Origin of the sequence: Microcoleus sp. AR_TQ3_B6, from assembly GCF_036702785.1 — a bacterium.
Classification (GTDB): Bacteria; Cyanobacteriota; Cyanobacteriia; order Cyanobacteriales; family Microcoleaceae; genus Microcoleus.
Map to the genome: position 1 here is coordinate 114,887 of NZ_JAUBVJ010000008.1, position 25,332 is coordinate 140,218.

Annotated in this window: 19 protein-coding genes; 15 read left to right on the top strand and 4 right to left on the bottom strand. The window is 41.8% G+C overall.

Going from position 1 to position 25,332, the window contains the following annotated elements; genetic code table 11:
* Positions 1–748 precede the first annotated feature (748 nt).
* Both QUB56_RS06555 and QUB56_RS06560 read left to right on the top strand, forming a co-directional pair.
* Positions 749–1,897, top strand: a complete 1,149-nt coding sequence (locus QUB56_RS06555) for a glycosyltransferase family 2 protein (protein WP_332954196.1) — start codon at positions 749–751, stop codon at positions 1,895–1,897.
* Between the two features lie 11 nt (positions 1,898–1,908).
* Positions 1,909–2,070: a hypothetical protein gene (locus QUB56_RS06560; protein WP_332954198.1), complete on the top strand. Its 162-nt coding sequence runs from the start codon at positions 1,909–1,911 to the stop codon at positions 2,068–2,070.
* A 1,468-nt stretch (positions 2,071–3,538) separates the two neighbouring features.
* Here the strand turns inward: QUB56_RS06560 and QUB56_RS06565 are convergent.
* Together QUB56_RS06565 and QUB56_RS06570 are read right to left on the bottom strand one after the other, a co-directional pair.
* Entirely contained in the window at positions 3,539–3,826 is a 288-nt protein-coding gene (locus tag QUB56_RS06565) for a helix-turn-helix domain-containing protein (protein ID WP_332954199.1), read from the bottom strand.
* Between the two features lie 7 nt (positions 3,827–3,833).
* Positions 3,834–4,097: a hypothetical protein gene (locus QUB56_RS06570; RefSeq protein ID WP_332954200.1), complete on the bottom strand. Its 264-nt coding sequence runs from the start codon at positions 4,095–4,097 to the stop codon at positions 3,834–3,836.
* Between the two features lie 1,216 nt (positions 4,098–5,313).
* Between QUB56_RS06570 and QUB56_RS06575 the strand changes: the two genes are divergently transcribed.
* From QUB56_RS06575 to QUB56_RS06585, 3 genes are all read left to right on the top strand, one after another.
* Positions 5,314–6,345, top strand: coding sequence for a glycosyltransferase family 2 protein (locus QUB56_RS06575; protein ID WP_332954201.1), 1,032 nt, complete (start codon positions 5,314–5,316; stop codon positions 6,343–6,345).
* A gap of 166 nt (positions 6,346–6,511) precedes the next feature.
* Positions 6,512–6,676, top strand: a complete 165-nt coding sequence (locus QUB56_RS06580) for a hypothetical protein (RefSeq protein WP_332954202.1) — start codon at positions 6,512–6,514, stop codon at positions 6,674–6,676.
* Positions 6,677–6,824: 148 nt separating this feature from the next.
* A complete protein-coding gene (locus tag QUB56_RS06585) occupies positions 6,825–7,601 on the top strand; it encodes a DUF1350 family protein (protein WP_332954204.1) in 777 nt (258 codons plus the stop codon).
* Positions 7,602–8,663: 1,062 nt separating this feature from the next.
* Here the strand turns inward: QUB56_RS06585 and QUB56_RS06590 are convergent.
* Both QUB56_RS06590 and QUB56_RS06595 read right to left on the bottom strand, forming a co-directional pair.
* Positions 8,664–9,152, bottom strand: coding sequence for a helix-turn-helix domain-containing protein (locus tag QUB56_RS06590; protein WP_332954205.1), 489 nt, complete (start codon positions 9,150–9,152; stop codon positions 8,664–8,666).
* A gap of 477 nt (positions 9,153–9,629) precedes the next feature.
* A complete protein-coding gene (locus QUB56_RS06595) occupies positions 9,630–9,863 on the bottom strand; it encodes a hypothetical protein (RefSeq protein ID WP_332954206.1) in 234 nt (77 codons plus the stop codon).
* A 789-nt stretch (positions 9,864–10,652) separates the two neighbouring features.
* Between QUB56_RS06595 and QUB56_RS06600 the strand changes: the two genes are divergently transcribed.
* The 10 genes from QUB56_RS06600 to QUB56_RS06645 form a co-directional block, all read left to right on the top strand.
* The gene (locus QUB56_RS06600; protein WP_332954207.1) at positions 10,653–11,747 is read left to right on the top strand and encodes a glycosyltransferase; all 1,095 of its coding nucleotides are present in this window, start codon (positions 10,653–10,655) and stop codon (positions 11,745–11,747) included.
* 39 nt (positions 11,748–11,786) lie between these two features.
* Entirely contained in the window at positions 11,787–14,021 is a 2,235-nt protein-coding gene (locus QUB56_RS06605; protein WP_332954209.1) for a polysaccharide biosynthesis tyrosine autokinase, read from the top strand.
* A gap of 1,365 nt (positions 14,022–15,386) precedes the next feature.
* Complete coding sequence (gene hepC / locus QUB56_RS06610; RefSeq protein WP_332954210.1) at positions 15,387–16,079, top strand: heterocyst development glycosyltransferase HepC; 693 nt, start codon at positions 15,387–15,389, stop codon at positions 16,077–16,079.
* Between the two features lie 318 nt (positions 16,080–16,397).
* The gene (locus tag QUB56_RS06615; RefSeq protein ID WP_332954211.1) at positions 16,398–17,687 is read left to right on the top strand and encodes a hypothetical protein; all 1,290 of its coding nucleotides are present in this window, start codon (positions 16,398–16,400) and stop codon (positions 17,685–17,687) included.
* Positions 17,688–17,825: 138 nt separating this feature from the next.
* Positions 17,826–19,121, top strand: a complete 1,296-nt coding sequence (locus QUB56_RS06620; RefSeq protein WP_332954213.1) for a glycosyltransferase family 4 protein — start codon at positions 17,826–17,828, stop codon at positions 19,119–19,121.
* Positions 19,122–19,268: 147 nt separating this feature from the next.
* Complete coding sequence (locus QUB56_RS06625) at positions 19,269–20,279, top strand: glycosyltransferase family 2 protein (RefSeq protein ID WP_332954215.1); 1,011 nt, start codon at positions 19,269–19,271, stop codon at positions 20,277–20,279.
* A gap of 178 nt (positions 20,280–20,457) precedes the next feature.
* A complete protein-coding gene (locus QUB56_RS06630; protein ID WP_332954216.1) occupies positions 20,458–21,585 on the top strand; it encodes a glycosyltransferase family 4 protein in 1,128 nt (375 codons plus the stop codon).
* Positions 21,579–22,508 carry a glycosyltransferase gene (locus QUB56_RS06635; protein ID WP_332954218.1) on the top strand — a complete coding sequence of 310 codons (930 nt, stop codon included), beginning with the start codon at positions 21,579–21,581 and terminating at the stop codon, positions 22,506–22,508. The genes QUB56_RS06630 and QUB56_RS06635 overlap by 7 nt, the downstream gene beginning before the upstream one ends.
* Positions 22,509–22,585: 77 nt before the next feature.
* Entirely contained in the window at positions 22,586–23,992 is a 1,407-nt protein-coding gene (locus QUB56_RS06640; protein ID WP_332954219.1) for an O-antigen ligase domain-containing protein, read from the top strand.
* 279 nt (positions 23,993–24,271) lie between these two features.
* The coding region (locus QUB56_RS06645; RefSeq protein WP_332954221.1) for a glycosyltransferase family 4 protein at positions 24,272–25,332 on the top strand (1,061 nt) is incomplete at its 3' end.

The following is a 25,332-nucleotide window of genomic DNA, read 5'->3' on the forward strand; positions in this document are numbered from 1 at the left end:
GAAATGTTTCGAGACATCACACTAAAAATTGAATAACATCCTTCTAAATGCATAGATAAAATTTTACTTCGGATAAGAACCCTTAAATAGCGCCAATTTACTATTCACATGAGTCCGATAACTTTATTAAATACACTACACACTAAGTTCAATTGTCGGAAATGTGTCGAGACACCACACTAAAAATTGAATAACATCCTTCTAAATGCATAGATAAAATTTTACTTCGGATAAGAATTCCTAAATAGCGCCAATTTACTATTTACCTGAGTCCGATAACTTTATTAAATACACTACGCACTAAGTTCCATTGTCGGAAATGTGTCGAGACACCACACTAAAAATTGAATAACATCCTTCTAAATGCATAGATAAAATTTTACTTCGGATAAGAATTCCTAAATAGCGCCAATTTACTATTTACCTGAGTCCGATAACTTTATTAAATACACTACGCACTAAGTTCCATTGTCGGAAATGTGTCGAGACACCACACTAAAAATTGAATAACATCCTTCTAAATGCATAGATAAAATCTTACTTTGGATAAGAATTTCTAAATAGCGCCAATTTACTATTCACATGAGTCCGATAGCTTTGTTAAATACACTACACACTAAGTTCAATTGTCGGAAATGTTAAGTATTAAAAATTGTTATGTAGGCATAGTGCTCGGCGTCGGGATCGCATGCTACAATACCTACTTAAGTAAGTAGAACAAACTCCAACCAAAATTAAAAGCAACGTTATGAAGACCAAAAATATCAGCGCATTCATTCCCGGACTAAACGTTAAAAACCTCACTAACACAGGGAGCGAAGGTGCGCTCCAGAAAAAGTTAAACACCGAAAAAATCAGCACTGCTTCACCCGCCGTCCCCGAAGCCCGAACCACGCTAGAAGAATCAGCAGCTTCTGAAATTAGCATAACTTTTCACCCAGAGAAAGTTAGCATCATTATGCCGGCCTTCAACGCCAAAGACACAATTGGCGAAGCGATCTCATCTGCGCTCAACGGCACTCACCAAAATCTAGAAATCCTAGTAATTGACGACGGTTCGACCGACGGTACGGAAAAAATCGTCACCGACATGGCGGGGAAAGACCAGCGAATTAAGTATTATAAAAACCCCACAAACTTAGGAGCTTATAAATCCCGAAATCTAATGATGGAAGTAGCAACCGGCAAATATATCGCCTTTTTAGACAGCGACGACACCTGGGAACCAAACAAACTAGAAGAATGTTTGAGAATGTTAAAACAGCACCCAGAAATTAAATCAGTCGGTCACGCCCTCCGCTATCTAGACAAGCGCGGCAACAAAGTCGGATACATCCCCACATATCCTACAAATCAAGAAGAATTGCAGGAGGTTCAAGAAAAGGGCACACTTCCCTGGGTTTTTCCCACAGCTTTAGTAGTAGAACGAGAAGCTATCCTAGAAATAGGAGGATTTTTAGAGTGGAAAGTAGCAGCAGATACCGAGTTCATGGCTAGACTAGCTCAAAAGCACGGGATGCTAGCTACAAAAATGCCCTTAGCAAACTACCGAGTTGTGGGCAACTCTTTAACCGATAAATATTGGTTGGACAAGCGTCTAGTCATAGACTGCGTTAAAGAAAACCAACTGCGGCGGATTCGCTGTCAATCAGAGTTAACATTCACCGAATACCGAGAAACCTTTTTCCAAAACCTGCCACCATTGAAAAAACTCAATAAGTTAAGAGTGATTGCAGCAACTCGCTTCATGAGAAAAGCCGGAGAAAGCTGGTTAAATCGGGAGATTTTATCGACTCTGGTTTACGGAATTGCCACAACAGTGCTGAACCCTCAAGCCACTGTACACAAAATTCAGTGGATGAAAAATCTGAACCGATTAAATCAAGAATTTAACTAATTGGATGTAACGTGTCGCCGTTGAAAAAGCTCAATCAGTTAAGAAAGATTGTGGCAATTCACTTTATGAGAAAAGCCGGAGAAAGCTGGTTAAATCGGGAGATTTTATCGACTCTGGTTTACAGAATTGCCACAGCAGCGCTGAACCCTCAAGCCACTGTGCACAAAATTTAGTGGATGAAATATCTGAACCGATTAAATCAAGAATTTAACTAATTGGCTGTTGGGCTGCTACAGGTAGCCGAGCGGACGCTGCCGCTTTCCTTCAGTAGCTAAACAGTTAACAGGAACTACGCAGAGATGCTGCTTGTAGGCGGAGAAATGCCCGCGTTTTTATTAACAACAGGACTTACGCAGAGATTCTGCTTGTAAGGTAAAAATTGCTTCTTTGCACAAGTCGTCTAAAATTCGATTGCTCTGGCAAAAGCCCTCAGAGGCTACAACAGACGGTTATGCGTTAGAAAATTAGCCGTCAAATCGGCGGAGAACCTCGTCAAATCTGCTTCTAGGTCCCTTACGGTCGATCGCCCTCAGCCTTCAAGCCTGTTATATTAACTTTACGTAGGTAAGCTCAGTGCAACTTTTAAATAGAAAGCCAAGCAGTGGAAAACACGGCATAAATCCTAATTCTCCCACTATGCCCTACCCTACTCTGTCTTTCTTCTCTTCCCCCCAGGGAAGCAGGGCGGTTTCATTCTCAAATTCTAGCACAGCTAAAATTTGAGAATGAGACATGAATATCTTTCTCGATCGCGCCGATTGTTAATTGTTAATAAACTCAATACTATTTAATAGTAAAATCAACCCTTTGCTTTGCTGGCAAACGGATTGAAAAATTAATTACTTTAATCTCCAGCGAAGTTTATCCGGGGTTCTACCTTTTTAACTGAGTAAAAGTATGAGATTTTCCAGGCGAGAGTTCAACCATCTTTATCCAGTATTTACTGATAAAAATCCTAAGCAGCGGTAAAGATTAAGGGCGAGGGTTTTTAGTATGGATAAATTAATTACTGCTAGATAATGATGCCGAGAGCCTGTGTCTTATGCGACAAAGGTGTTAATACTACATTTAACCATTGTGTATTTACCCTCGGTATTAAATACCAATGACTTTTTCCCGTCTTTTGTTCTACAAAACCATGCACATATAACGATTGATATCTGGGTTCTACTACTGCTCTAGGTCTTTCTCCTACTGGTGACCGCACTTTTTTTAATATTGGTTTTAATCCGATTCTATGTTCGCCAAAAAACAGACTTCTATTAGGGCTTGGGGACATTTTTTTTCAAAAATTTTACTTGTAACGGTAGCTTTTTTTTAAACTCTCTTTGAGCTTGTGTCTCCCCTTTTTTTTTTCGGTCTCGGTTTCCGTCAGCAGTAACCGTACTTTTTTAGATAATCCCATCCCTCTGATATCGTTTCCGGTTGGATGGGAATGATAAAGTCAAGGTCAATAATTCCACATTCCCCCACGGACTACGAACCACGGACTACTCCCAATCATGTATGAGTGTAACCGGAATTGATATGATTACTCACTTTTTCTCTTTGGGTTTCTTTTTCTATCCATCTCGCTACTTTGGGTTCTCTCCAAATCCCTCCATCTGCAGGTCTTTGCCGCAGTTCTGCTATTAATTTTTGTCAGTGTTTCGGATTTAATAAGGGTTGTTTTCCCCGCCGATGGGCTAGACTTTTTTGCTTGCGGTTTTTGATTCCTTCCGCTCCTAATTCGTTATATTTCTTGACAAGATTTTTGGTATATTGATAATTTATCCCTAGCGCTATGGCACTATTTTTTATTGTCCAGCCTACAGCGACTTTCCAGATTAAACCCCATCTTCTTGCTTCTACTGGGTCTGTACTGGTGAGATACTTATGTTTGAGTTCGCTCGGCTGGAAATGAGCGGATAAATAGGCTTTTTTCGGCATTAGGGTTTTACATTCTTATTTCCTGAGCATAAAATTTGCTTATTATAACCGGATTTGGTATGATGTAATAGGCAAGATTGTCGTAATCTTTTTTACCGGGACTACCGCTTGTTTCTACTTTAACTAAGCTCCTAATTTGACCCCTCTGCGATTCGTCAAAATCTGCGGATTTTAGTGGCTCAATATCAAATACAGATACCTTTCTTACTATCTGACGATCATGACTGATATCTACCGTTTTGCTCTCACTTAATGGTAAGCTGTTCATCATTTAAATTTTCGAGGCTATCTAAGCAAGTATTGGGTTTTAACCTCTGAAATACGCATTTTAAATGCACCACAACTTAGTTGAATTTCGCTTATTTTTACTGCTGCTTTAAACAGCTTTTTGGGATTCGCTTTCAGAGGTATAATCTAATCATTTTTAGACTTAGTTATTAGAGTAGTTGTTTGTTTTTGAGAGTGTAAACCGTCCAAGGTAAATACTTGCCCGTGAGTGGTCTCCGTCAATACCTGCTATTGCACCTGTTTGATTTATAAACTTTTTTTGTTTTCAAAACTTTGTTGTCTGAGTACCAAACTAGTGGTTTGACTGAATAAAGATACTATTAACACAAAGTTGTCAGAATTATTGCCAGGAGTTTTGCAGCTACTTTTGAGACGTTTACCATCTATGGATACCCAATCACTACCTTAAATTGGATTGGTTAAGCCTCGCGCCCATTGATGGATTAAATATATCTATTAAATCTGAGGTGTTAACCAGAATTATTGCTCGTCTAATCGTAGAATCAGAGGGGACTTGTTAGTATTCTAGTTTAAAAAAATTAACAATCATTTTGTGGTGAGAAGAGATCAAATACTGTGAGGTCTCTATATCCCAGACGACCGAACATGACTCCAAAAATGACTAATAGTAATATCAAGCATAAAGGATGTCTTTTTCCTAAGTTGTGGCGTGGCTGATAGACTTTTTTTAGAAAGGTATTTAGAGTCAGCACGTATATTTATTTTTTGGTGCGCGCTCAAGATTTTATCATAGGAGCGATAGCTTTTACTTTTAGCGATCGAACTGGAGAATGAAACAGCCCTGCCCAGGGAAGGAGTTTGATATAAGAAGTTAATTTGCTGAATGTTCCCTAACAAAAATTAACAAGGCTGTATAATGGCTTATGTACAGCGTAGTTGATTTTATGTACAAAATATTATCATAAGCAGCATCCCCTTTGGGCCTACGCGTGCTTACACGCGAGGCGGTGGAAAAAAGCTGGAATCATCATCAAAGCGATAAGAACAGTCTGGCTGGAAACTTAACAGCTCAAACTTAGCCGAGGAAATCGCACTCGATCGCAGTCGGTGCGTTTCACAGTCGGCAATTTTCAGTTTCAGCAGAAAACCCTTACTTTTTCAGTATTTTCATATAGGGGTCATAAGTGCCGAAGACCATACTTCGGCAAACAACTACCAAAGCACAGCTACTTGAAGTTATGAACAGTGAAAAAGTCAGTGTAATCATTCCTGCATTCAATGCTGCCGACACTCTACCCGAGACAGTTTCCTCCGTACTCAATGGTACCCACAAGCATCTAGAAATTTTAATTGTTGATGACTGCTCTACTGACGCTACTGCCAAAGTGGCTGCTAAGCTGGTCGAGCAAGATTCGAGGATTAAATTCTTCCGAAATCCCCAAAATTACGGCGTTTCTAAGTCGAGAAACTTAATGATATATCGCGCTACAGGCGAGTATATAGCATTTCTCGACAGCGACGATACCTGGGAACCCAACAAGCTAGAAGTTTGTTTGAAGATGCTCGCAGACAATCCAGAAGTCAAAGCTGTGGCTCACGCTTTGCGGTATTTAGACAAGCGCGGCAACAAGTTGAGTTACATTCGCACCTATCCTACAACTAAAGCAGAAATGCAGGCGATGAAGAAGACAGGCGAAAGCCCTTGGGTTTTCCCGTCTTCTGTTGTAGTCGATCGCTCCATTGTTTTGAAAGAAGGCGGCTTTGCAGAAGATTGGCAGGTAGGAGAAGATACAGAGTTATTTACCAAAATTGCTCAAAAGTACGGTTTGCTAGCGACGACAGAACCTTTGGGAAATTATCGGATTAGAGGGAACTCTCTCACAGATAAGCACTGGTTCAAAAAGCGCATAGCTTCTGATTGTGTCAAGGAAAACCAACTGCGGCGCTTGCGGGGAGAAAAAGAGTTATCTCTCAACGAGTACGAACAGTTATGCTTTAAGAGTTTGCCGCTTTTGAAAAAGCTAAACAAATTGCGAGAACTTATGGCACTGCACTACATGAGAAAGCTGGGACAAAGTTTTTTAAATCGGGAGGTTTTACCGACTATTGTTTACGGCATCGCTACCACAGTGCTCAATCCTCAAGCTACTCTCCACAAGTGGAAATGGATGAAGGGTGACGAGAAGTTGAGTCATCAACCTGCAGAAGGCATCAGTCATTCGGCAGAATTAAAACCCCACCAATCATCTGAAATCGGGGGGCTGCCCTAAATGAGCTTATATGTGTATGCAGGTTTTAGTCAAGAAATTAGGTGATGCCAATCAAGCCCAATCGAAGCAGATCGCGCAGGGGCTGGTTAATAGGCGATCTTCGGGTTTTGAGCCGTATTTGGCTATTAATATCCTGTCGGGTTAATTACCCGCAATACCAACTACAGTGGCTTGCAGCCGTGCGATGGGACACAATATAAAATTTTTTGAAGAGGAGCGATCGGATGTCAGCTTTGATTTATTCGGCCGCCAGCTTCAACCCTATACAGGGCCAAAATACCAGCGTGGGCCCGCCCTGCTATTTGCTGCCAAAAACAGTTACAATAAATAATGTATAAGTAAAGAGCAAAGTTTTTTGAATGAAAAAATGGGTAGGAAACGCTTTTTTAAGGCAGAAAATAAAAGCAAAAATTTAGAAAAATTTCTGGCTTATACATTCAGATGACGATAGTATTTTTACCTTGAATTAGATTTAATTTATGGACTGGCAAGAAATTTCTGGCAATTGGGTATTAATTCCGTCTAAACCGATCGCGATCGTACATTTTCTCGGCGGTGCATTTGTGGCGACAGCACCGCAACTTACCTATCGCTGGCTGTTAAATGCTTTGGGGAATCAAGGATATCTTGTAGTAGCAACGCCGTTTGTCAATACTTTGGATCATATTGCGATCGCCCGCGATGTCCTCAACAAATTTGAAAATGCCGTCGATCGCCTGCGCGCCACTAAATTGCTTAAATCTTCCTATCTCCCCGTTTACGGCATGGGGCACAGCATGGGATGCAAACTGCACTTGCTGATCGGTTCTGTCTTTGACGTAGAGAGGGCCGGCAATATTCTGATCTCTTTCAACAATTATGCGGCATCCGAAGCAATCCCGATCGTCGAGCAAATTTCCCCCGTCTTTAACGTTGAGTTTACCCCGTCCCCGCAAGAGACTAATCGCCTCGTCCAAAATAGCTATCAAATCCGGCGCAATCTTTTAGTCAAATTTAACGGTGACAACATCGACCAAACCCTGCTTTTGACCAAACTGCTAAAAGCACGATTTCCCGACATGATTACAGTTCAGACTCTAGCCGGTAACCATCAAACGCCATTGGGCCAAGATGTTAGCTGGCCTGTGGGTCAAATTTTTACACCCTTCGACGCGATCGGGCAATGGGTCAAACAAGAAGTCTATCGGGAATTAAATCAATTAAAACGGACAATTCTGCTGTGGCTGAATCCTCTGTCAAAGGATTTTAAATCTTAAATTTAAGATTTTAGCTTCGTGATATTAAATAGAGAAATTACGCATCAACTCTTTCTGTAGGGTGCTTATGGGCACACCTTGCGCTACCAATAGTGTTGAAAAGCAGTTTGCGTAAGTGCTAAAACTGCCAAAGGGATGTCTAAGCTATGCACTCATAGCGGCGACGATCCGACTTTTCCGACTGACTTGAGCCTGAGTGGTGAGTCAACATGGTGATAGGTGCATCCTAGGCTAGGTAAATTACCGCCTAAATTAATCGCCAGTTGTTTATCCACCTACAGTTTCAGCACCCTGAAATGTTAAATTGTAGTTCTGCATCAATCCCTTGCTCAAGCACTCAAGATATACATTCAGTTTTTTGGAAATTATGGCAGGATAAGCTATTGCGCATTTAAACTGTGATATAAGCATTACCCTTGTTTTTGATTTTTCGTCCCCATTTAATAATTACACTCTCCTTCATTTAATACTATTTATCTAAAGTTATGTAACAGTAGCTATGGCTGATAAAATGTAATCCCATCCGGCTATAGATGCTATTTGTGCTACTGAAAATTTTTCAATAAAAGCGCCAACTTTTTCTTTAATACCCTCTAAATTTTCAGAGATTTCCCAACGCGAGTTCTTGTTTTAGGTGTGACTATATTCTCTCAACTCGATTTAATTATAAAGTGTATGGTGGTTGAAAAATCAGTAGAATATCCAGAAGGTATTTTCAGGCTACTGCTATGATGAAACTTACCATTATCCAATTGGATAACATTTAAATGAGTGGGATATTCTCGCGTCATTGCTCTAAGAATATCTGAAAGCACATACTATCTTGTGAGAACTATAACCAAAAACTTTCTCCTGTTTATGGCGCAACTGGCACCTATAAATAGTAGGCTTTAAAATTCCATTAAATTAAACCTATTGGTTTAACTCCCAAAGCTGTAATTCTTTTTATTTCAAGTGTTTTTAAGCCACTTCTATTTTGCAGAATTACACCAATATTTAAGTTTATTTTCTGCTGTTTTAGGGTCAAACACTCCAACCACCAAGAGACTTTAAGTAACTTTTTTATTTTTTTAAATCTATACCTGCCGCATTATCTTTTTTGATGCTTGAACCTCTTGGTACTTTTAATTTAGCTTTCATTCGATAGTGTACTTGTTTGTGCAATGTTTGATACTTGACTGATATTTGATATTTATCTTCTACCCACTTACCAATTTCTTTATAACTTTTAAACTCACAGGATTCCTCACTTAATTTATTTGATAATTCAGCTATTATATCTTTAGGGATTACTCGGGGTCTACCAGTTGATTTTCCTATTTTTAGCAGTGAGGGTAGACCACCAACAATATATTGTTTTAACCATCTATGTACAGTTATCCTATGTACCCCTAAACGTTCTGCTACATCTGTAAGGCTTGGACTCACTCCAGCTTTTAACCAATAAAGTGCCTGAACTTTTTGGCGGTTAGTTATCGTTCGCTGCTCCGACAAAATTATTTTTAGCTCCCCAACGCTTAAATCAATTCTTTCTTGGTAATCTACTTTCATGCAACAATCCTCAAACTCTCGTTGCTATTATAGCCTATTTTTAGGGAAATGGTATAAGAGGGGATGTAATAAATACTCTAGCTCTTCAATAGATTTAAACGTCGAGTAGCAATATATTCTTTTGTCGAATGCCATCCCCATTCAATTAAGTTATAGTCCGAGGCTCTATTCGGAGAGGAATTATCAATGAAGGTTAGGCATTTCTGCTTCAATTTTTTTGAGGTACTCTTCTTTCTTATGAAAACTCCCACGAGCAACGATGATAACTACTTTCGCTCCTTTCTCCGCAAAGTCTGATGCTTGATTACCTGCTTCTACCCATTCATAAATTAACTACTGATAAAAAATATAACTTTATAAAAATTATGTGAGTTGCCTTTATCTAGAAACTCTTTCCTTGCAATGCCATCTGTTTGATGAAGGTAGGCAAAGCAGTAATTTCATTGGTTTTCGACTCTATTTCGTAGGGTTCTAGAATCAAGCTCCGCTCGACAATATAAGCCGTGAAAGTATAATAGCCGGATTTGAGTCTACTGTGGGCTCATCGCTGATGGCTTCATAAGATCCTCGCAGCACCTTGCCGTCGGTGGCAATGGTTTCAGAGGGCAAAGGTTGAATGCCCAAGAATCGAGATAAACAAGCCGAGTAATCCCGGTAATCGAGTCGCAACACCGTGTCCGCCGAATTGTGCTGTAAGACGGTAAGCCTCACGCAGGGCGGTGCTCCCCATGGCTACCAATTCATCATGGTAGATACAAAGCCAGTCTCCAATCGCCAGAAATCCACGATTTCCAGCCGTCACTTACAGAGTAAACAAAGCTAAACAGAGAGCTTGGGTATAGCGCGTATCAGCCATGGCTTTAAAAGCTTCGACAATGACAAGTTGAGACATCGTAGACAGGTCCGAGAGTAAGAATCAATCCAATATCATATCAGCGTTTCGATAACAATGAAATAGCCCTGTAATATTCCTAAGGCAATGTGTTAAGCTTGTGTATGTTTTTAGCTTATACTAAAAGAGTGTCTTTTTTTCGATTTGTTTTGGGTGCAGATTCCACTCACTTTTTTCGCTTCTGTGCTGTGCTGCGATCGCGTCCCTGAAAACTATCGGGAGTATTTATCCATAACAACGATAGAATTATCAAGGAGCGGAATGATGCCAAAGTATCACGTTCCGTTCGGAAGGAGAGGTTAGGGGGGTAACTCCGTAATCGACTTTAACCAGTAGTTCCGCCTACCGGCAAGCGATCTAACCCTCCTGCTGACGATCGGCACTTCTACAAGGATCGTCAACGGAATTGAAAACCGATGATCCCAACTGAAGCAGTATCGGGCGATTGCCATACGTTCGTCTAGCCTGTAACCAACTTTATAGGTGCGATTTACCTTGGTGCTGGCGCTATCTAGTTGAATTGATAACGCGATCTAGGAAGAGTGAAAGAAGAAGTATTTGTACAACGGCATCATAGGTGTCGGACGATCTAAAATAGAGAGAGTAGTATGAAAATTGCCCTAGTCCATGATTACTTAACACAGCCCGGTGGGGCAGAGCGTGTATTTGAATTGCTGTGTACGCGCTACCCCAATGCTGATATTTTCACGTCTCTGTACGAACCTAAAAAAACTATCGATCTAGGCGAACGTGAAGTTCGTACAACTGTACTTCAGAAGGTTCCCTGGGCAAGTAAAAATTTTAGGCTAATGGCTCCATTTTATTTTTCAGCCTTTCGAGCTTTGGATCTACAAGACTACGATCTGATTATCAGCAGTACCACAAGCTTTGCTAAAGCTGTGCGAAAAAAACCAGGAGCAAAACATATTTGTTTCTGTCACAATGTCACCCGTTTTTTGTGGGATACCACAACATATCTCCGAGACTATGCTACCTATCGAAATCTTTCGGGTATGCTCGAACCGGTTTTTATAAAAATGAGGAAAGCGGATCTAGATTCTGCTCAGGAGCCTGACTTTTACATTGCTAATTCCAGCACGGTTGCCAGTCGTATCCAGCAATTCTATGGCAAGCAATCAGTTGTTATTAACTATCCTATTGACATAAACAAATTTATTTTTTCCAAATATAAAGAGGACTTTTATTTGACCTCAGCTCGTCTTCTTGGTTACAAACGTATCGATGTGATTATTGAAGCATTCAATTGGCTGGGATGGCCGTTATTGATCACGGGTGATGGCCCCGAGCGAGAGCGTCTTGAGTCGAGAGCTTTAAAAAATATCAAATTTCTAGGTCATGTCAGCGATGCAGAACGTTGTCAGTTGATGTCTAAAGCTCGTGGTGTTATTGTGGCTGCGTTGGAAGATTATGGCTTAGTTCCAGTGGAAGCTAATGCTAGTGGAACTCCCGTAATTTCCTATGGTAAGGGTGGTGTATTAGATACTCAGAGACCAGGTAAGACAGGGGTCTTTTTCAATCTACAGACACCTGAAGCAATTTACACAGCAGTAGTTGAGTGCAGTAAGATTGCATGGGACTATGAAAAAATCCGAGATCATGCGATCGATAACTTTTCTGAAGAAGTTTTCTTTAAAAAAGTAGAGCGTGTGATTGAGGAAGTTTGCGGTCATCATCAGCCATAAATATATTTGGTTCAATAGGTTTCTTAGCGAGGCGTAGAAGTGACTGAAAAAAATCTAAACTCAATTGCTGAAACAGAAGCGGGCTATGGAGAACTGTTTGCAGTTTTAATCCGCAGGCGCTTTTGGTTGCTAAGTGTCTTGTGTATTGTATTGGCTGTTGCCACTGTAAAAGCGTTGAAAGAAAAGCCTACCTATAAAAGCTCAATGCAGCTCCTGGTAGAATCTAATTATCAAGGCAAAAAAGGCAGTAAAACAGAGAATCAATTTGCTGATTCTAATGTTGAGATAGACAATGCTACTCAGCTTAGTCTGATGCAAGGTTCTCTGCTCATCCAAAGGGCGGTAAAATTGCTTCGCCCTGATTACCCAGATATCGAGGTAGAGGAGATTAAAAAATCCTTAGCCGTCAAGCAAGTGGCGGATGAGAAGGCAAACACCCAGACTAAGATTTTTGAAGTAACTTACACGGCTAATAATCCGACTAAAACCCAGAAAGTTCTACAAATAATGCAACTGGTTTATCTGGATTACAACCGAGAGCAGCAGAGACTACGTTTAACTAAAGGTCTTGCCTTCATTGATGAACAATTACCAAAGGTTCGTGGGAACGTTGCTCAAGTTGAGGCTACCTTAGAAGAGTTTCGCAAAAATCAAAATCTGATTGAGCCTGAAGTACAAGCAAAAGCTCTGACTGAGGCAATTAACAACATTCAGCAGGAGCGACGGACAAACCAGGCGACTAGAAGGGATCTTCAGGCTCAATACGACTCTTTGCAGCAGCAACTTGCTAGTTCTCCGCAGGAAGCGCTCGTTTCGGCACGGCTAAGTCAGTCTTCTCGTTATCAAGCCTTACTCAACGAAATCCAAAAGACAGATTTAGCCATCGCCCAGCAACGAATACGCTTCACTGACAAAAACCCAGTTATTCAAAAGCTACTCTCGGAGCGCAACAAGCAACTAAGTCTCTTGCAAGCAGAAGGGGAACGTGCTACACCAGAAGTTTCTGCTCAGCTCCCGGGTACGGGAGAAAGCTTTTTGAAAGAAAGGCAACTCGGTGCAACTGACTTAACTATCGCTACTAAGCTTCTGGAGGTTCAGACAAGCTTAAAGGGCTTAAGTGCACGCGACGAAGCACAGGCAAAAAAAGAGCAGCAGCTCCGTGTAGAACTCGATCTGTTTCCTAATCTCTTGGCTAAGTACACTCGTCTACAAACAGACATACAACTCAAGCGTGAAACATTTCAACAGTTAGAGAAAGCACGACAGGACTTAAGTCTGGAAATTGCCCGAGGTGGATTTGATTGGCAAGTTGTCGAAGTACCGCAGCCCGGTATAGAGAGTAGTTCCAAAAAACGGCAGAATATTATGCTAGGTGTCGTGGTTGGGTTGTTCTTGGGTGTTGCTGTGGCTTTTGCTCGCGATATGTTGGATGATTCTGTTCATAGCTCGGATCAGTTAACAAGACTGGTTCCCCTGCCACTACTAGGAATGACTCCACAGCTACCGCAGGTGAAGCAGAAAAAACCAATTATTAAGCTACCATTAGGCAAGTGGCAATCTTCCGCCGCTTGGGCAAGCGAACCAATCATCAAGCTACCTTTCGGCAAGCCGGAAGGTATGGCGCCTTGCACGATTGAAGTAATTCATAGTCCACCTGCTTGGGAATCGTTTGACCTAATTTATAAGAACATTCAACTTCAAAGTTCTGGTTCTACCTTCAGTCCTTTGATAATTACCTCAGCATTGGATGGTGAGGGAAAATCAACAATCGCATTAGGTTTGGCAATTAGTGCTGCGCGTCTACATCAACGGGTACTGCTAATTGATGCTGATTTTCGTCAGCCGATGCTGCATAAACAGCTCAATCTCCCTAATGAGTATGGGCTTTCAACTCTGCTGGAAAGTAACGCTAAAGTGCCAATACCCAGCCATATTCCAGCATCAGACTTATATATTGATATTTTGACTTGCGGGCCAATACCCAAAGATCCAGTAAATCTGTTAAGTTCTCCTCAAATGCAGAGATTAATGGCAGGGTTTGAGCAGACTTATGATTTAGTTCTGCTGAATGCACCTCCTGTTTTAGGGATGGTAGATGCTCTGCTGGTTGCATCCTGTTGCCGGGGGGTAGCGTTGGTGACACGCATTGATCGGGTGACAAAAACTGCACTGACTGAGACTACAGCCATGCTGAACAAGTTAAATACGATCGGGGTGATCGCGAATGGTGGTATTAGTCTCAAAAAGAGTAATAGAACCCGTGTGAAGTTATAGAAATGTTTCGGTGAACAGAAACTCGGCGGCTCGGTTGAGCGATCGACCTGACGGGCTGACAAGGCTTCTAAAAGCTTAAGGGGTCAATGCTTGAGGCTATTACTTATTTTTTTTTACTGAAAAAGTGATGGTTTCTTGACAAGCTTATTGATAATTTTCCTGGGCCGCGATCGCCCTTCAACCTCATTCTCTACGATCCCCACCCTACAAAATGACGATCGCCCGCTTTGAGCTTTCTTGAGAGAGCTCAACTCAAAACCTTGCGATGCCAAGTCTTTCAACTTGGTTGTCACCCCGTCAAGCGATCGACATCATACCAAATCGGGGTTAGTTACCCCCTTTATGACGGCAGAAAGAAACTTCGCCCTAAGTGTTGTTGCAAAAAACAGGAGGTTTGGGGTAAATGGTGAAAAAAACTGTCCCCAACTTCAATAAATAGCAGCTCATTGACAATTACTAAACAAGTGAATCTATTCCCTTGGCAAGCGTCAAATATCCTTCGTGTTTATTTAGCTCAAATTACCGAAAAACTATCAGTTACCTGCTGAGGCTAGCAGTTATTCTGCTACCAATGATAATTGGTAAGATTTTTGATTAAGTAGATGAGTATGAAAATACATAATACGACTTACGCACTTACTGCGATTTTCTGTCATGGGGAACGTAGTGAAACAATCTCAACCCCTTGATTTAACCCCCTTGAGTGCGTAAGTCCTGCATAAGTATGTCCGCAGCGAGCCAAACGAAGTGAAGCCAAGCAATTGCAGAGGGTACGATCGCTTTACACTATTTTAAATTAACTGGTTTATTTGCGCCTACCTACTTATTTTCTCACTCATCTACTTATGTCGTGCTCCCGCCAATACCTCGTGAGATCGTAGCGTCTCGCCTCACTTTCATCAAACAGTTTTGAGGGTTGGATAGACCCCGGATTTCCATCAGGCATTAACATATAGCACTTTTGAAGTAAGTAAGGTACATAGAAAGCCCTTGTAGGGACACCGACGGCATTGCCGTGTCCCTAGATCCTCCTAGGGATATGGGGTGTACTTCCTAAACCTGCAATCTGCTGTAGCTTGCGATCGAACCCAGTGGGCGAAGTTTCTTTCGACCATCATAAACGGGGTAACTCACCCGAATTTGGTCTCACTTATTTGTTCGCATTTCCTAATTTCATAAAAAGTACTTTTTGTCAATACCTCTAAGATAATATATTTTTTCAAAAATCTACTACCTTTCTGTTAACCTGTGTTATAACCATAGGAGGGTGATTCTACAAAAATAATGTGTTGCGGCAGTTACAAGCTGCGGTTTTTTTTATTTTGCCGAAAAAAATTAATAAAATTATCCTGTAATTCACAACCTATGGTCAACTCAACATTTTCAAATTTAAATATCTACTATTCAGTAGAGCAACAGCATTTAAACAATTACTTACCTCACTGCATTCTTAAGTGGCGGCAGGGGCAATTGTTCGTCAGTCTCGGAAACCAGGACAAACAGCCCTATATATCTGCTTTTGAGAGTGAGCAACAGGTAGTAGAGTGCTTGAAACAATCTCCAGTACGGCTGGTTCGCCTCGACCTAAATTTAGGTGAGGCCGTGCTAAATCGCTGGGCAGATGCCTGTGAGAAAGCCAATAAAGCCATATTTATACGGGGAAGCGTCGCCCAAAAACTGTCTCGAATGACTGGAAGACAAAGCCAGTTTAGCCAGCAGATCAAGCAACTGATTTACTGGATTGTTGCCTTCCTGTTGCTGATAGTACAGAGTCCTGTTATGCTGGCAACAGCTATATTGATCTACATTTATTCACCAGGAGCGATTTTCTCGAGGCAATGGCACATTGGGTCACGGGGCAAACTCTTCCGGCTTCTTAAGTTTCGCACCACCGTAGTTAATGATGATTTTCGCAGTGCATGGTTATTCCGTTTGATGTGCAAGTACAACGTGGATAAGTTACCGCAGTTGTTGAATGTGCTACGGGGTGAGATTAGCTTGATGGATTCACATCCTTTGACTCTAGCGGAGGCATTAAGACTCAGCTTGGAAAGTTAACAATAGGTGAGTACATTATTAGACATTTCCTATAATTCTTGTGGAGTTAGCATCCTGCCTGCGCTTGACAGGCTGTTTGGGAGATGTCTATGGGAAATTGCAGAAGCTCAGATTCAGGGAAACAATTCACATGAGGTGGATTTGGTTGTAGATAAACACTGCATTTTCAATTTAAAAAGCTGGTGCTGCCGAGTTTATTAGTTCATCCCTACTTCCTCACAAAGACTCATGCCATTTAACCTTGTTCCAGCCGATCTAAATTTTTCGCATTGCACCCGTATTAGCGTGTATGTTGTCCACACTTACTAATTAAAGTTTGTGAAATATTCTAGGTTTAAACGTTGGAGCACTCTCATTGTCAGTTTCCTTGTTGGGCAAGGTTCTGTACAAGTAATCAATCTGATCTCTGGATTGTTATTGCTGCGTTGGTTGAGTGTTGAAGCCTATGCTCAGTTCAGTGTTGCATTTGGTTTTCAATGCACATTGAATATGCTTGTTGATATGGGCTGCTCTGGCTCAATTATTGCACTCATAGGAGACCGCTGCTCTGACAAAGAAGTTGTAGGCAGTTACATTCGCTCTGCAAAGCACTTTCGCAACCGATTACTTGCTATTCTGATCCCTTTATCTGCGATCGCTTTTGCTTTTGTTACATCTAAGCAAAACTGGGACTGGACAACGCAACTATTACTCTTTGGAGCGATCGTAAATTATTTATTTTTTGAAGGCTGGGCTGCTTATTACTCAGTACCACTGCTTATTCATCAGCAACTTAAGCAACTATATAAATTTCAAATTATTAGCGCGTGCGTTCGACTCGCGCTTTGCTTCAGCCTTTTCCTTGGATCAGCATTATCTTCTTGGGCAGCAGCCTGGGCTAATTCATCGGTGGTTGTAGTGCAAGGCTTTTTCTTTCGTAAAGATTCAACTCGCCTGATTCATGAGCCTATAGAGACTAATTTAAACATCAACCGCGAAATGCAGCACTATCTCTTGCCACTCATTCCAGGAATTATTTTTACCGCCTTTCAAGGACAAATTTCAGTTTTTTTGATAAGCTTGTTTGGTCAAACTAAAAGTATTGCTGAAGTGGGTGCTTTAGGACGTATTGGTCAGTTATTCTTGATCCTGTCAGCCTTCAATGGAGTGGTTATTGCACCTTACATTGCGAAGGTAGCACGCCAGGATCTTGTTCGTCGTTATTGCCAGATATTAGGAGCTGCAATTACCATTTCTCTAGTTTTAAGCATAGGCTCCTTTATGTTTCCACAACCCTTGTTATGGGTATTAGGTTCTAAATATTATCACCTAAGAACTGAGGTTGGTTGGATGGTGGTTGGAGCATCTATAAGTTATATAGGCTCTGTTATGCTAACGATGCAAGGTGTTCGCAAATGGGTTTACTGGTGGGCAACTTTTGTTTATGTTGTCACGGTAATGCTTACTCAAATAGGTTGTCTTATAGTAATAGATTTGAGTACAACTATTAACGTTATTTATTTCGGAATAATTACGAATTTATCGGCGTTAACTGTATATATAGTTACCGCACTATATGGCTTCATTTATGGACCTCGTAAGACTGAAATACCTGAAATACCTATTTAAAAAGGATACAGGTTAGTTCGAGAAATGTTAAATATTTACTGGAGTTTGGTTAAAATCTTTAATTCTGAGGCTGGTATTTATTCTCCTTAGACTAATCTCTGCATCCGTTAAAATAAAACAAAGCAAGGAGCAAATAATATGAAACTCGGTTTCTACTTGAACTTAAGTCACTTAGGGAGATGGGATTGGAATGAATTTCTTGTCGGAGACATTGGATTAAGCGGAACTGATTCCCAAGCTTTACACCTAGCTTATGATTTGGCAGTTAATGGTCATGAAGTATTTTTCTTCTCAACACAAGCAGCAGAAACTCCAATTGAAAGATTAAAACATATTCAAGTAGACGATCTCGAAGCCGCTGTTATTCAAGCCAAGCAAATAGAGGTCGAGCTTCTAGTTTTTTGCAATCGCCACGATAGGGAAACAATTGCTGGTGCAAGGAAGTGTGAAATAGTTAACCAACCCTGTGTTGTTTGGGATCATAATGGTCCTTGGCCTGAGATGGCAAATATATTTTCTAGTTTAAAGTGTGTTCGTAGAGTTGTTTGTGTTTCAGTGGCTCAGACCGATAATGTTCGAGATTATCCTGTGTTTAATAAAATAGATTTTGTGCATAATGGTATCGATTGGGATTTGTTGAAGAGTTATGACTCTATGGAACGCAATCCCCTAGGGGTTTGTTACCTGGGAGCCCTTAAACCAGCAAAAGGCTTTCAACATTTGGCAAAGGCTTGGCCCAGCGTTCACAAAGTTTTTCCCGAAGCTACACTGACTGTTGTGGGGAGCGCTAAACTTTACGATCGGAATTCAGAACTCGGTCCTTTAGGGATTGCTGAACCAGAGTTTGAACTCTCCTACATAGTTCCATACCTTGGAGACACAATCGAGGAGGCTAAAAGTAAAGGGGTTATATTTCTTGGACTTTCTTTGCCAAGAAATCTTCGTTCAGTGATTGCATCTTCCAGCATTGGTGTTATCAACCCAAATTGTTCTCAAACTGAACTTGCTGAATGTTGCAGCATCAGTTCGCTGGAAATCCAAGCGTTGGGAGCAGCTATAGTTGGAGGCAATATAGGAGGCAATAAAGAAACTATCAATAACGGAAAAACAGGTATCTTGATTAACTCAGAGAATGACCTTGCTAGTACACTAATTAAACTGCTTTCTCATCCAGATTTATCAAGACAAATGGGTCAAAATGGAATTCAATGGGTTAGGGATAATTTCAGTCGCGATCTTACAGTACAACGTTGGTCTTCTCTTCTAGAAGCCGTCATCAGAAACGAAAAACCTTGTCCCCCAGATTTCTCGTGGAAGCGGGCGACTGGGAAAGTAATAACTCGCGAGGGAATTCGACAATTGCGAAAAGTGCCAATTTTAAACGATAAATTGTTAACTTTACGGGAAATAAAGGCTTTGTTCGCAAAACCATAGAAAATTCTCCGTTAGATTTCAGCTACTCCCTAGGCTCATGCTGTTATAACCGATTTAAATAGTTCGTGAAACAGAATTGACCGCAATCCAGCTTTTTGTCAAGCTCGGTTTTTTACATCTCAACCAGAAAACCTATCTAGCCGTATAATGAATCAGACTCCCAAAATAGTTGTAATTACTCCTGTCAAAAATGAGGCATGGATTCTCGATCGATTTCTAGCTGTTACAAGCCAGTTTGCTGATTGCATTATTATTGCCGATCAAAACTCCACCGATGAGAGCAAAGATATCTGCAAAAAGTATCCAAAAGTGATAGTTATTGACAATAAATCTACTAAATATGACGAGGCCGAGAGGCAAATATTATTGATTAAGACAGCCAGAGAACTAGTTCCAGAACATAAGATACTTTTAGCTCTTGATGCTGATGAAATACTAGCTGCCTCCGCTATCAAAACACTAGGCTGGCAATCGATGCTGAAAGCAACGCCAGGAACAGTATTGTGTTTTGAAAAGCCAGATTTGTATCTAACCCCCAATCAATGTGTAAGACATGATATATCTTGGCCTATTGGTTATGTAGATGACGGAATAGAACATAAACCAACACCAATACATAGCATCAGAATTCCGGTACCTGATTATGGTCATAGGTTATATATTCACGATGTAAAAATAGTTCATTATTCAATGATTCGTCCGGGAAATCAAGCTTCTAAGTTCCGTCTCTACAGTGTTGTAGAAAATATTTTATCTACTGGATTTGTACTTACTAGAAGGAAGAAGTATGACTCAAATAAGTTGTTCATGGGCTACAGTAAATTGCAGCTTTCTCCATCTCCCTCGGAGTGGTTCACTGCTTGGGAAGATATAGGAATTGATATGAAGACTGTGATCAACCAAAAGTATAGTTGGCAAGATTTTGAAGTGCTTAAGTATTTTCATAAATATGGAGTTCGTCGTTTTTGGTTAGATGATATCTGGGGGTTTGATTGGGAGGCTTGTCGCCTGTATGCTAAATCAATCGGAATGACTGATATCCCTGATTATAAAATCTCAGGGCAACCTAAAATAATAGGCTTAATAGCTAGCGCTCTAACCGATTGGTATATACATCTAAGAAAATTTGTGAAAGGGAATTCAAACCTCTGGAGTTAAACAGATAGTCTCATCCTCCAGAAATTGACAAATACTGAATTAGTAAAGCTACCTATTTACGGCTCAAGCTATTGATAGCGAAACGATGGGGAGCTGATTCAATCTGCCAACTGCTACTATCTGTTTGAAGATGCGATCGCACCCTCCGATCGCCCACTAAATTGCTAAGAGGATTCTGATGAAAATATGCATTGTAACGCATAGTGTTATTAAGGGTGACGGTCAAGGTCGGGTTAACTATGAAGTTGCCTGGGAAGCTATTCGGCGCGGTTATCATGTTACCTTATTAGCAAGTAGCGTAGACCTAGAATTGCAAAAGCAGAGCCAGGTTAAATGGATTTCTATTTCAGTTAAAGGATATCCAGTGCAACTTCTCCGTGAAATGGCTTTCTCGGTGCAAAGTACTGGGTGGTTAAATCGGCACCAAAAAGAATTTGACCTAATCAAACTCAATGGTGCAATTACTTCGGCTGGGGGAGATGTTAATGCCGTGCATTTTGTCCACAGTTCCTGGTTGCGATCGCCCTTCAATCCCTCAGCACAAAATCTGAGCTGGCGTGGCACTTATCAGCGGTTTTACACTGCCTTAAATGCTGGTTGGGAGAAAAAAGCCTTTGAGCGGGCGAAAGTCGTAGTAGCCGTTTCTGAGAAAGTCGCCCAAGAATTAATTGGGATCGGTGTCCCGCGCGATCGCATTCGGGTGATCTTAAATGGCATTGATTTACAAGAGTTTGCTCCCGGTATTGTCGATCGGCAAAAATGGGGTTTACCAGAGGAAGTGCCTCTGGCGCTATTTGCTGGGGATATCCGTACACCTCGGAAAAACTTGGATACAGTCCTGCATTCCTTAGTGCAAGTTCCCCAATTGCACCTCGGAGTTGTGGGTGGAACCGCAGGTAGTCCCTATCCTGAGTTAGCGCGATCGCTAAACTTAGAAAATCGAGTACATTTTCTGGGATTCCGCCAAGATGTCCCCGACTTGATGAAAGCAGCAGATTTTTTAGTTTTTCCGTCCCGTTATGAGCCTTTTGGTTTAGTGGTACTCGAAGCGATGGCGACAGGAATACCCGTGATTACGGCTGCTACGACGGGGGCGGCCCAGTTGGTGACACCAGACTGCGGCTTCGTTTTGCCAGACTCAGACGATACACAGGCATTAGCTGAAGCATTGAATCAATTAGTTAAATGCGATCGGCAACAAAGACAGCAAATGGGTCAAGTAGCCAGAACTATCGCAGAACAGCATAGTTGGGCTAATATGGCAAGTAATTATGTGAATTTATTTGAGGAACTCCAGCCGTGCTGACAATCTCAGTTGTGATTCCCAGTTACCGTCGCCCCAAAGACTTAGCACGCTGCTTAGACGCACTCAAAAAGCAAAAACGTCCTGCCGATGAAATCTTAGTAGTAGTTCGGGATACAGATACTGAGACTTGGACATTTGTCCAAACATTGAACCCAGAATTCTTACCAGTGCGAACTGCCACAGTGAGCGTATCTGGTGTGGTAGCCGCCATGAATGCAGGGATGGATGCCGCTTGTGGGGATATCATCGCTTTTACCGATGATGATGCCGCCCCTCACACCGATTGGCTGGAACGCATCGAGGCTCACTTTCTGTCCGATACCAATATCGGTGGTGTAGGGGGGCGGGATTGGGTGTATCACGGCACCCAGTTAGAAGAGGGGGAACGCGAGGTAGTGGGACAAGTGCAGTGGTTTGGACGAGTGATCGGCGAACATCACTTAGGGGTTGGAGAAGCCCGTGAGGTAGATGTGCTTAAGGGTGTAAACATGAGTTTTCGGCGGAGTGCGATCGGTCAAATGCACTTCGATCCGCGGATGCGAGGTACAGGAGCCCAGGTACACTTTGAACTGGCATTCAGCCTGAGTTTGAAGCGGGCAGGCTGGAAGCTGATCTACGATCCAAGAGTGGCGGTGGATCACTTTCCAGCGCAACGTTTTGACGAAGATCAACGCAATAGATTCAATGACATTGCCTTGATTAATGCCGTACACAATGAAACGTTAGTTTTGTTAGAACACTTACCACCTGCACAACGTACTGCATTCCTGATATGGGCAACCTTGGTAGGGACACGAGATTCACTAGGTTTCCTACAAGGGTTGCGATTCCTACCGAAGGAAGGAGCTTTAGCAGGACAGAAATTGCTGGCATCTCTACAAGGACGTTGGCACGCTTGGGAAACCTGGCAACACAGTAAATAAGTCTAACTGAATGTAGCGATCGGACTGATGGATAGTTTTTTAACTAAGTATTTTCGTATTTTCTCCTGAAATGCTAAATGAATCACAAGCAGGTACTTCTTAATAGCTCACCTCAACAGGACATTAACGTAGGTCGGCAATCGAAGCCAGCTTGGATGGCAATACAGGCACTATTCCTTTTTACCAGCCTATGCCTTCTAGCAAGTCTGGGCAAAGTCCTGAACCTACTGTTCCCAGCCGGCTGTTTTGCGGTCGCTGTGTTCCTATATCTGCGGTATCCCATCTTCTATGTAAGTTTCACTTGGTGGGTGTTTTTTCTTACACCGTTTATCCGCCGTGTGGCGGATTTTCGGAGCGGCTTTACCGATCCAAGTCCAATGTTGTTAGCCCCACCACTGGTGGCCACGATCGCCGTTGTAACCTTCTACCGCAACCTTCCCACAGCATATGTTCAAGGTGGCTTACCCTTTGTCCTATCTGCTATAGGTGTGTTCTATGGTTTTCTGATTGGACTAGTTAATGGCTCACCCGTTCCTGCCATCACTTCTTTTATGATCTGGATAAGCCCCATCCTGTTCGGTTTCCATTTATTTATCAACTGGCGAGATTATCCTGACTATCGCCAGAACATTCAGCGCACTTTTCTCTGGGGTGTGCTAGTTACAGCAACCTATGGCATCTATCAATACTTGGTTGCGCCTGAGTGGGATCGTTTCTGGCTTATAGAGACCAAGCTATATAGCAGCATGGGAAAACCAGAACCGCTAGGACTTCGCGTCTGGAGTACGATGAATTCTCCCTTAAATTTTGCAACGGTTATGATAGCAGGCATTATATTGCTATTGATTAGTCAAGGGAGGTCACGTATTCCTGGTGTAGTGCTTGGTATCTTGTCTCTCCTATTAACAACGGTACGCACGGCTTGGGGGGGCTGGATGGTATCTGTGGTTGCCCTGCTCGGTTTTCTAAAAGGAATTGTGCAGATGCGTTTGATTGCTCTGTTGTTGGTCATAGCAATATTAGTCGTTCCCTTATCTAAAGTAGAGCCATTTGCCCAGGTAATTCAGTCCCGCCTAACGAGTTTAACTAACGTTGGGAACGATCAGAGTGCCAAGGAGAGAGCCGCACTCTACGCTGTCTTGGTCGATGAGGCCCTAAAGGAGTTTATAGGCAAAGGAAATGGAACTCTTAAACCTATTGACAGTGGAGTTCTGGAGATGATTCTCACCTTAGGCTGGTTGGGAAGCATCCCCTATGTGGGTGGGCTGCTCCTGCTCTTGTATAGCCTGTTCCAAGGCTCTAACTCGTCTACCTCTGATCCCTTTGCCAGTGCTACCCGTGCTATTACTTTTGGGTTCCTGCCGATGCTAGCTGGTTCAAACGTGATCATTGGAATCTCTGGAATGGTTTTCTGGGGATTTCTGGGTCTAGGGATGGCAGCTAATAAGTACCACCAGCATCAACGTATCACGGGGTTCAAATGAGGTGGATGCTTCTAGTTCAAGGAATCTGTCACCAAAAATTGTTGTAAATGTTACACCGTTTCACTTGTAACGTGCTAAACATCGACCCCTCAACCCTGTTAATCTAGGGGGGAGCAAGAACTTTATCAGTAGCAATCGTTGAGTGAATTGGTATTAGTTAGGTTTTCTGTACCAACATGAAAACAAGCATCTCCTCTAATCCCAAAAATACTTTAGATAAGTCGCTATTAAAAAAAGCTGTGTGTCAACTGCAAAAATTTGTGAGGTAAAGAACAGAAAATGGAAAAACAAAAAACTGTAGGATTTCTCTTAAAGCGTGTCGATTGTAATGACGGTGTTGCATCCCATTGTGAGACTCTGATTCGTGGTTTCAAAGCGGTTGGGTGGAGGGTCGTCCTGATTACCGGACCCGTGAATTACGATGCAGGTTCTGAAGATACTTTTCAAGCACTCAAAGATTTATCAGAAGACTGGATCGTATTTGCGGATATGAAACCTTTTCTTCCAACTTGGGCTAGTATTCGTCGGATCCAGGAGATAGTAAAGAAACACGAAATTTCTCTATTTCACGTACATGGATACTCGATGTTGCTTCTTGCCAATATCCTCAAATTTTTCACTGGTTTAGAGTGTGTTGCTACCTTTCATTTATTAATACAAGATGACGATTCAACCTGGATAAAATCTGTATTGCAACCGAAAAGAAGAAAATACCAGATATATTTGAGGGCGTTTGCCCCAAAATATTTTCTTGCAAACTCTTCAGAGATTGAAAGATTTTTGCTCAAAGATTTAGGGTTTCATAAAAATAAGGTTCGCAAGATATTAGCTGGCATTGATACAAACTATTTTCGTCTTCCTAGTTCTGAAGAGCGACAAAAAGCACGGGAGAAGTTCGGATTTGAGGAAAAAGATCTGGTATGTACTCTCGTAGGGAGACTCAATAGGATTAAGGGACATGATGTTTTGATCGACGCAGTTAGGCAAATGAGAAAAGAATTTCCCGAAAGGGTTTTGAAGTGTTTATTCGCGGGTTCTGGGGATCGGGAGCAGGAGATTAAGGAATATGCCTTTGTCAGTGAAGATGATTCGCATTCTTTTATTTTTGCGGGCTATCTAAATGATATGCGAGAAGTGTATTGGACATCGGATATTTTTGTTCTACCCAGCCGCTTAGAAGGGTTTGCTTTAGTCGTGGCGGAAGCGATGTGCTGTGGGACAGTTCCGATCCGGACACCAGCAGCAGGAGCTCTGGATCAGATTGAGGAAGGAAAAACAGGTTATATCGTTCCTTTCGATGATGCAGAGGCTTTATCAAAGGCTATCCAAAAGCTTGCGAA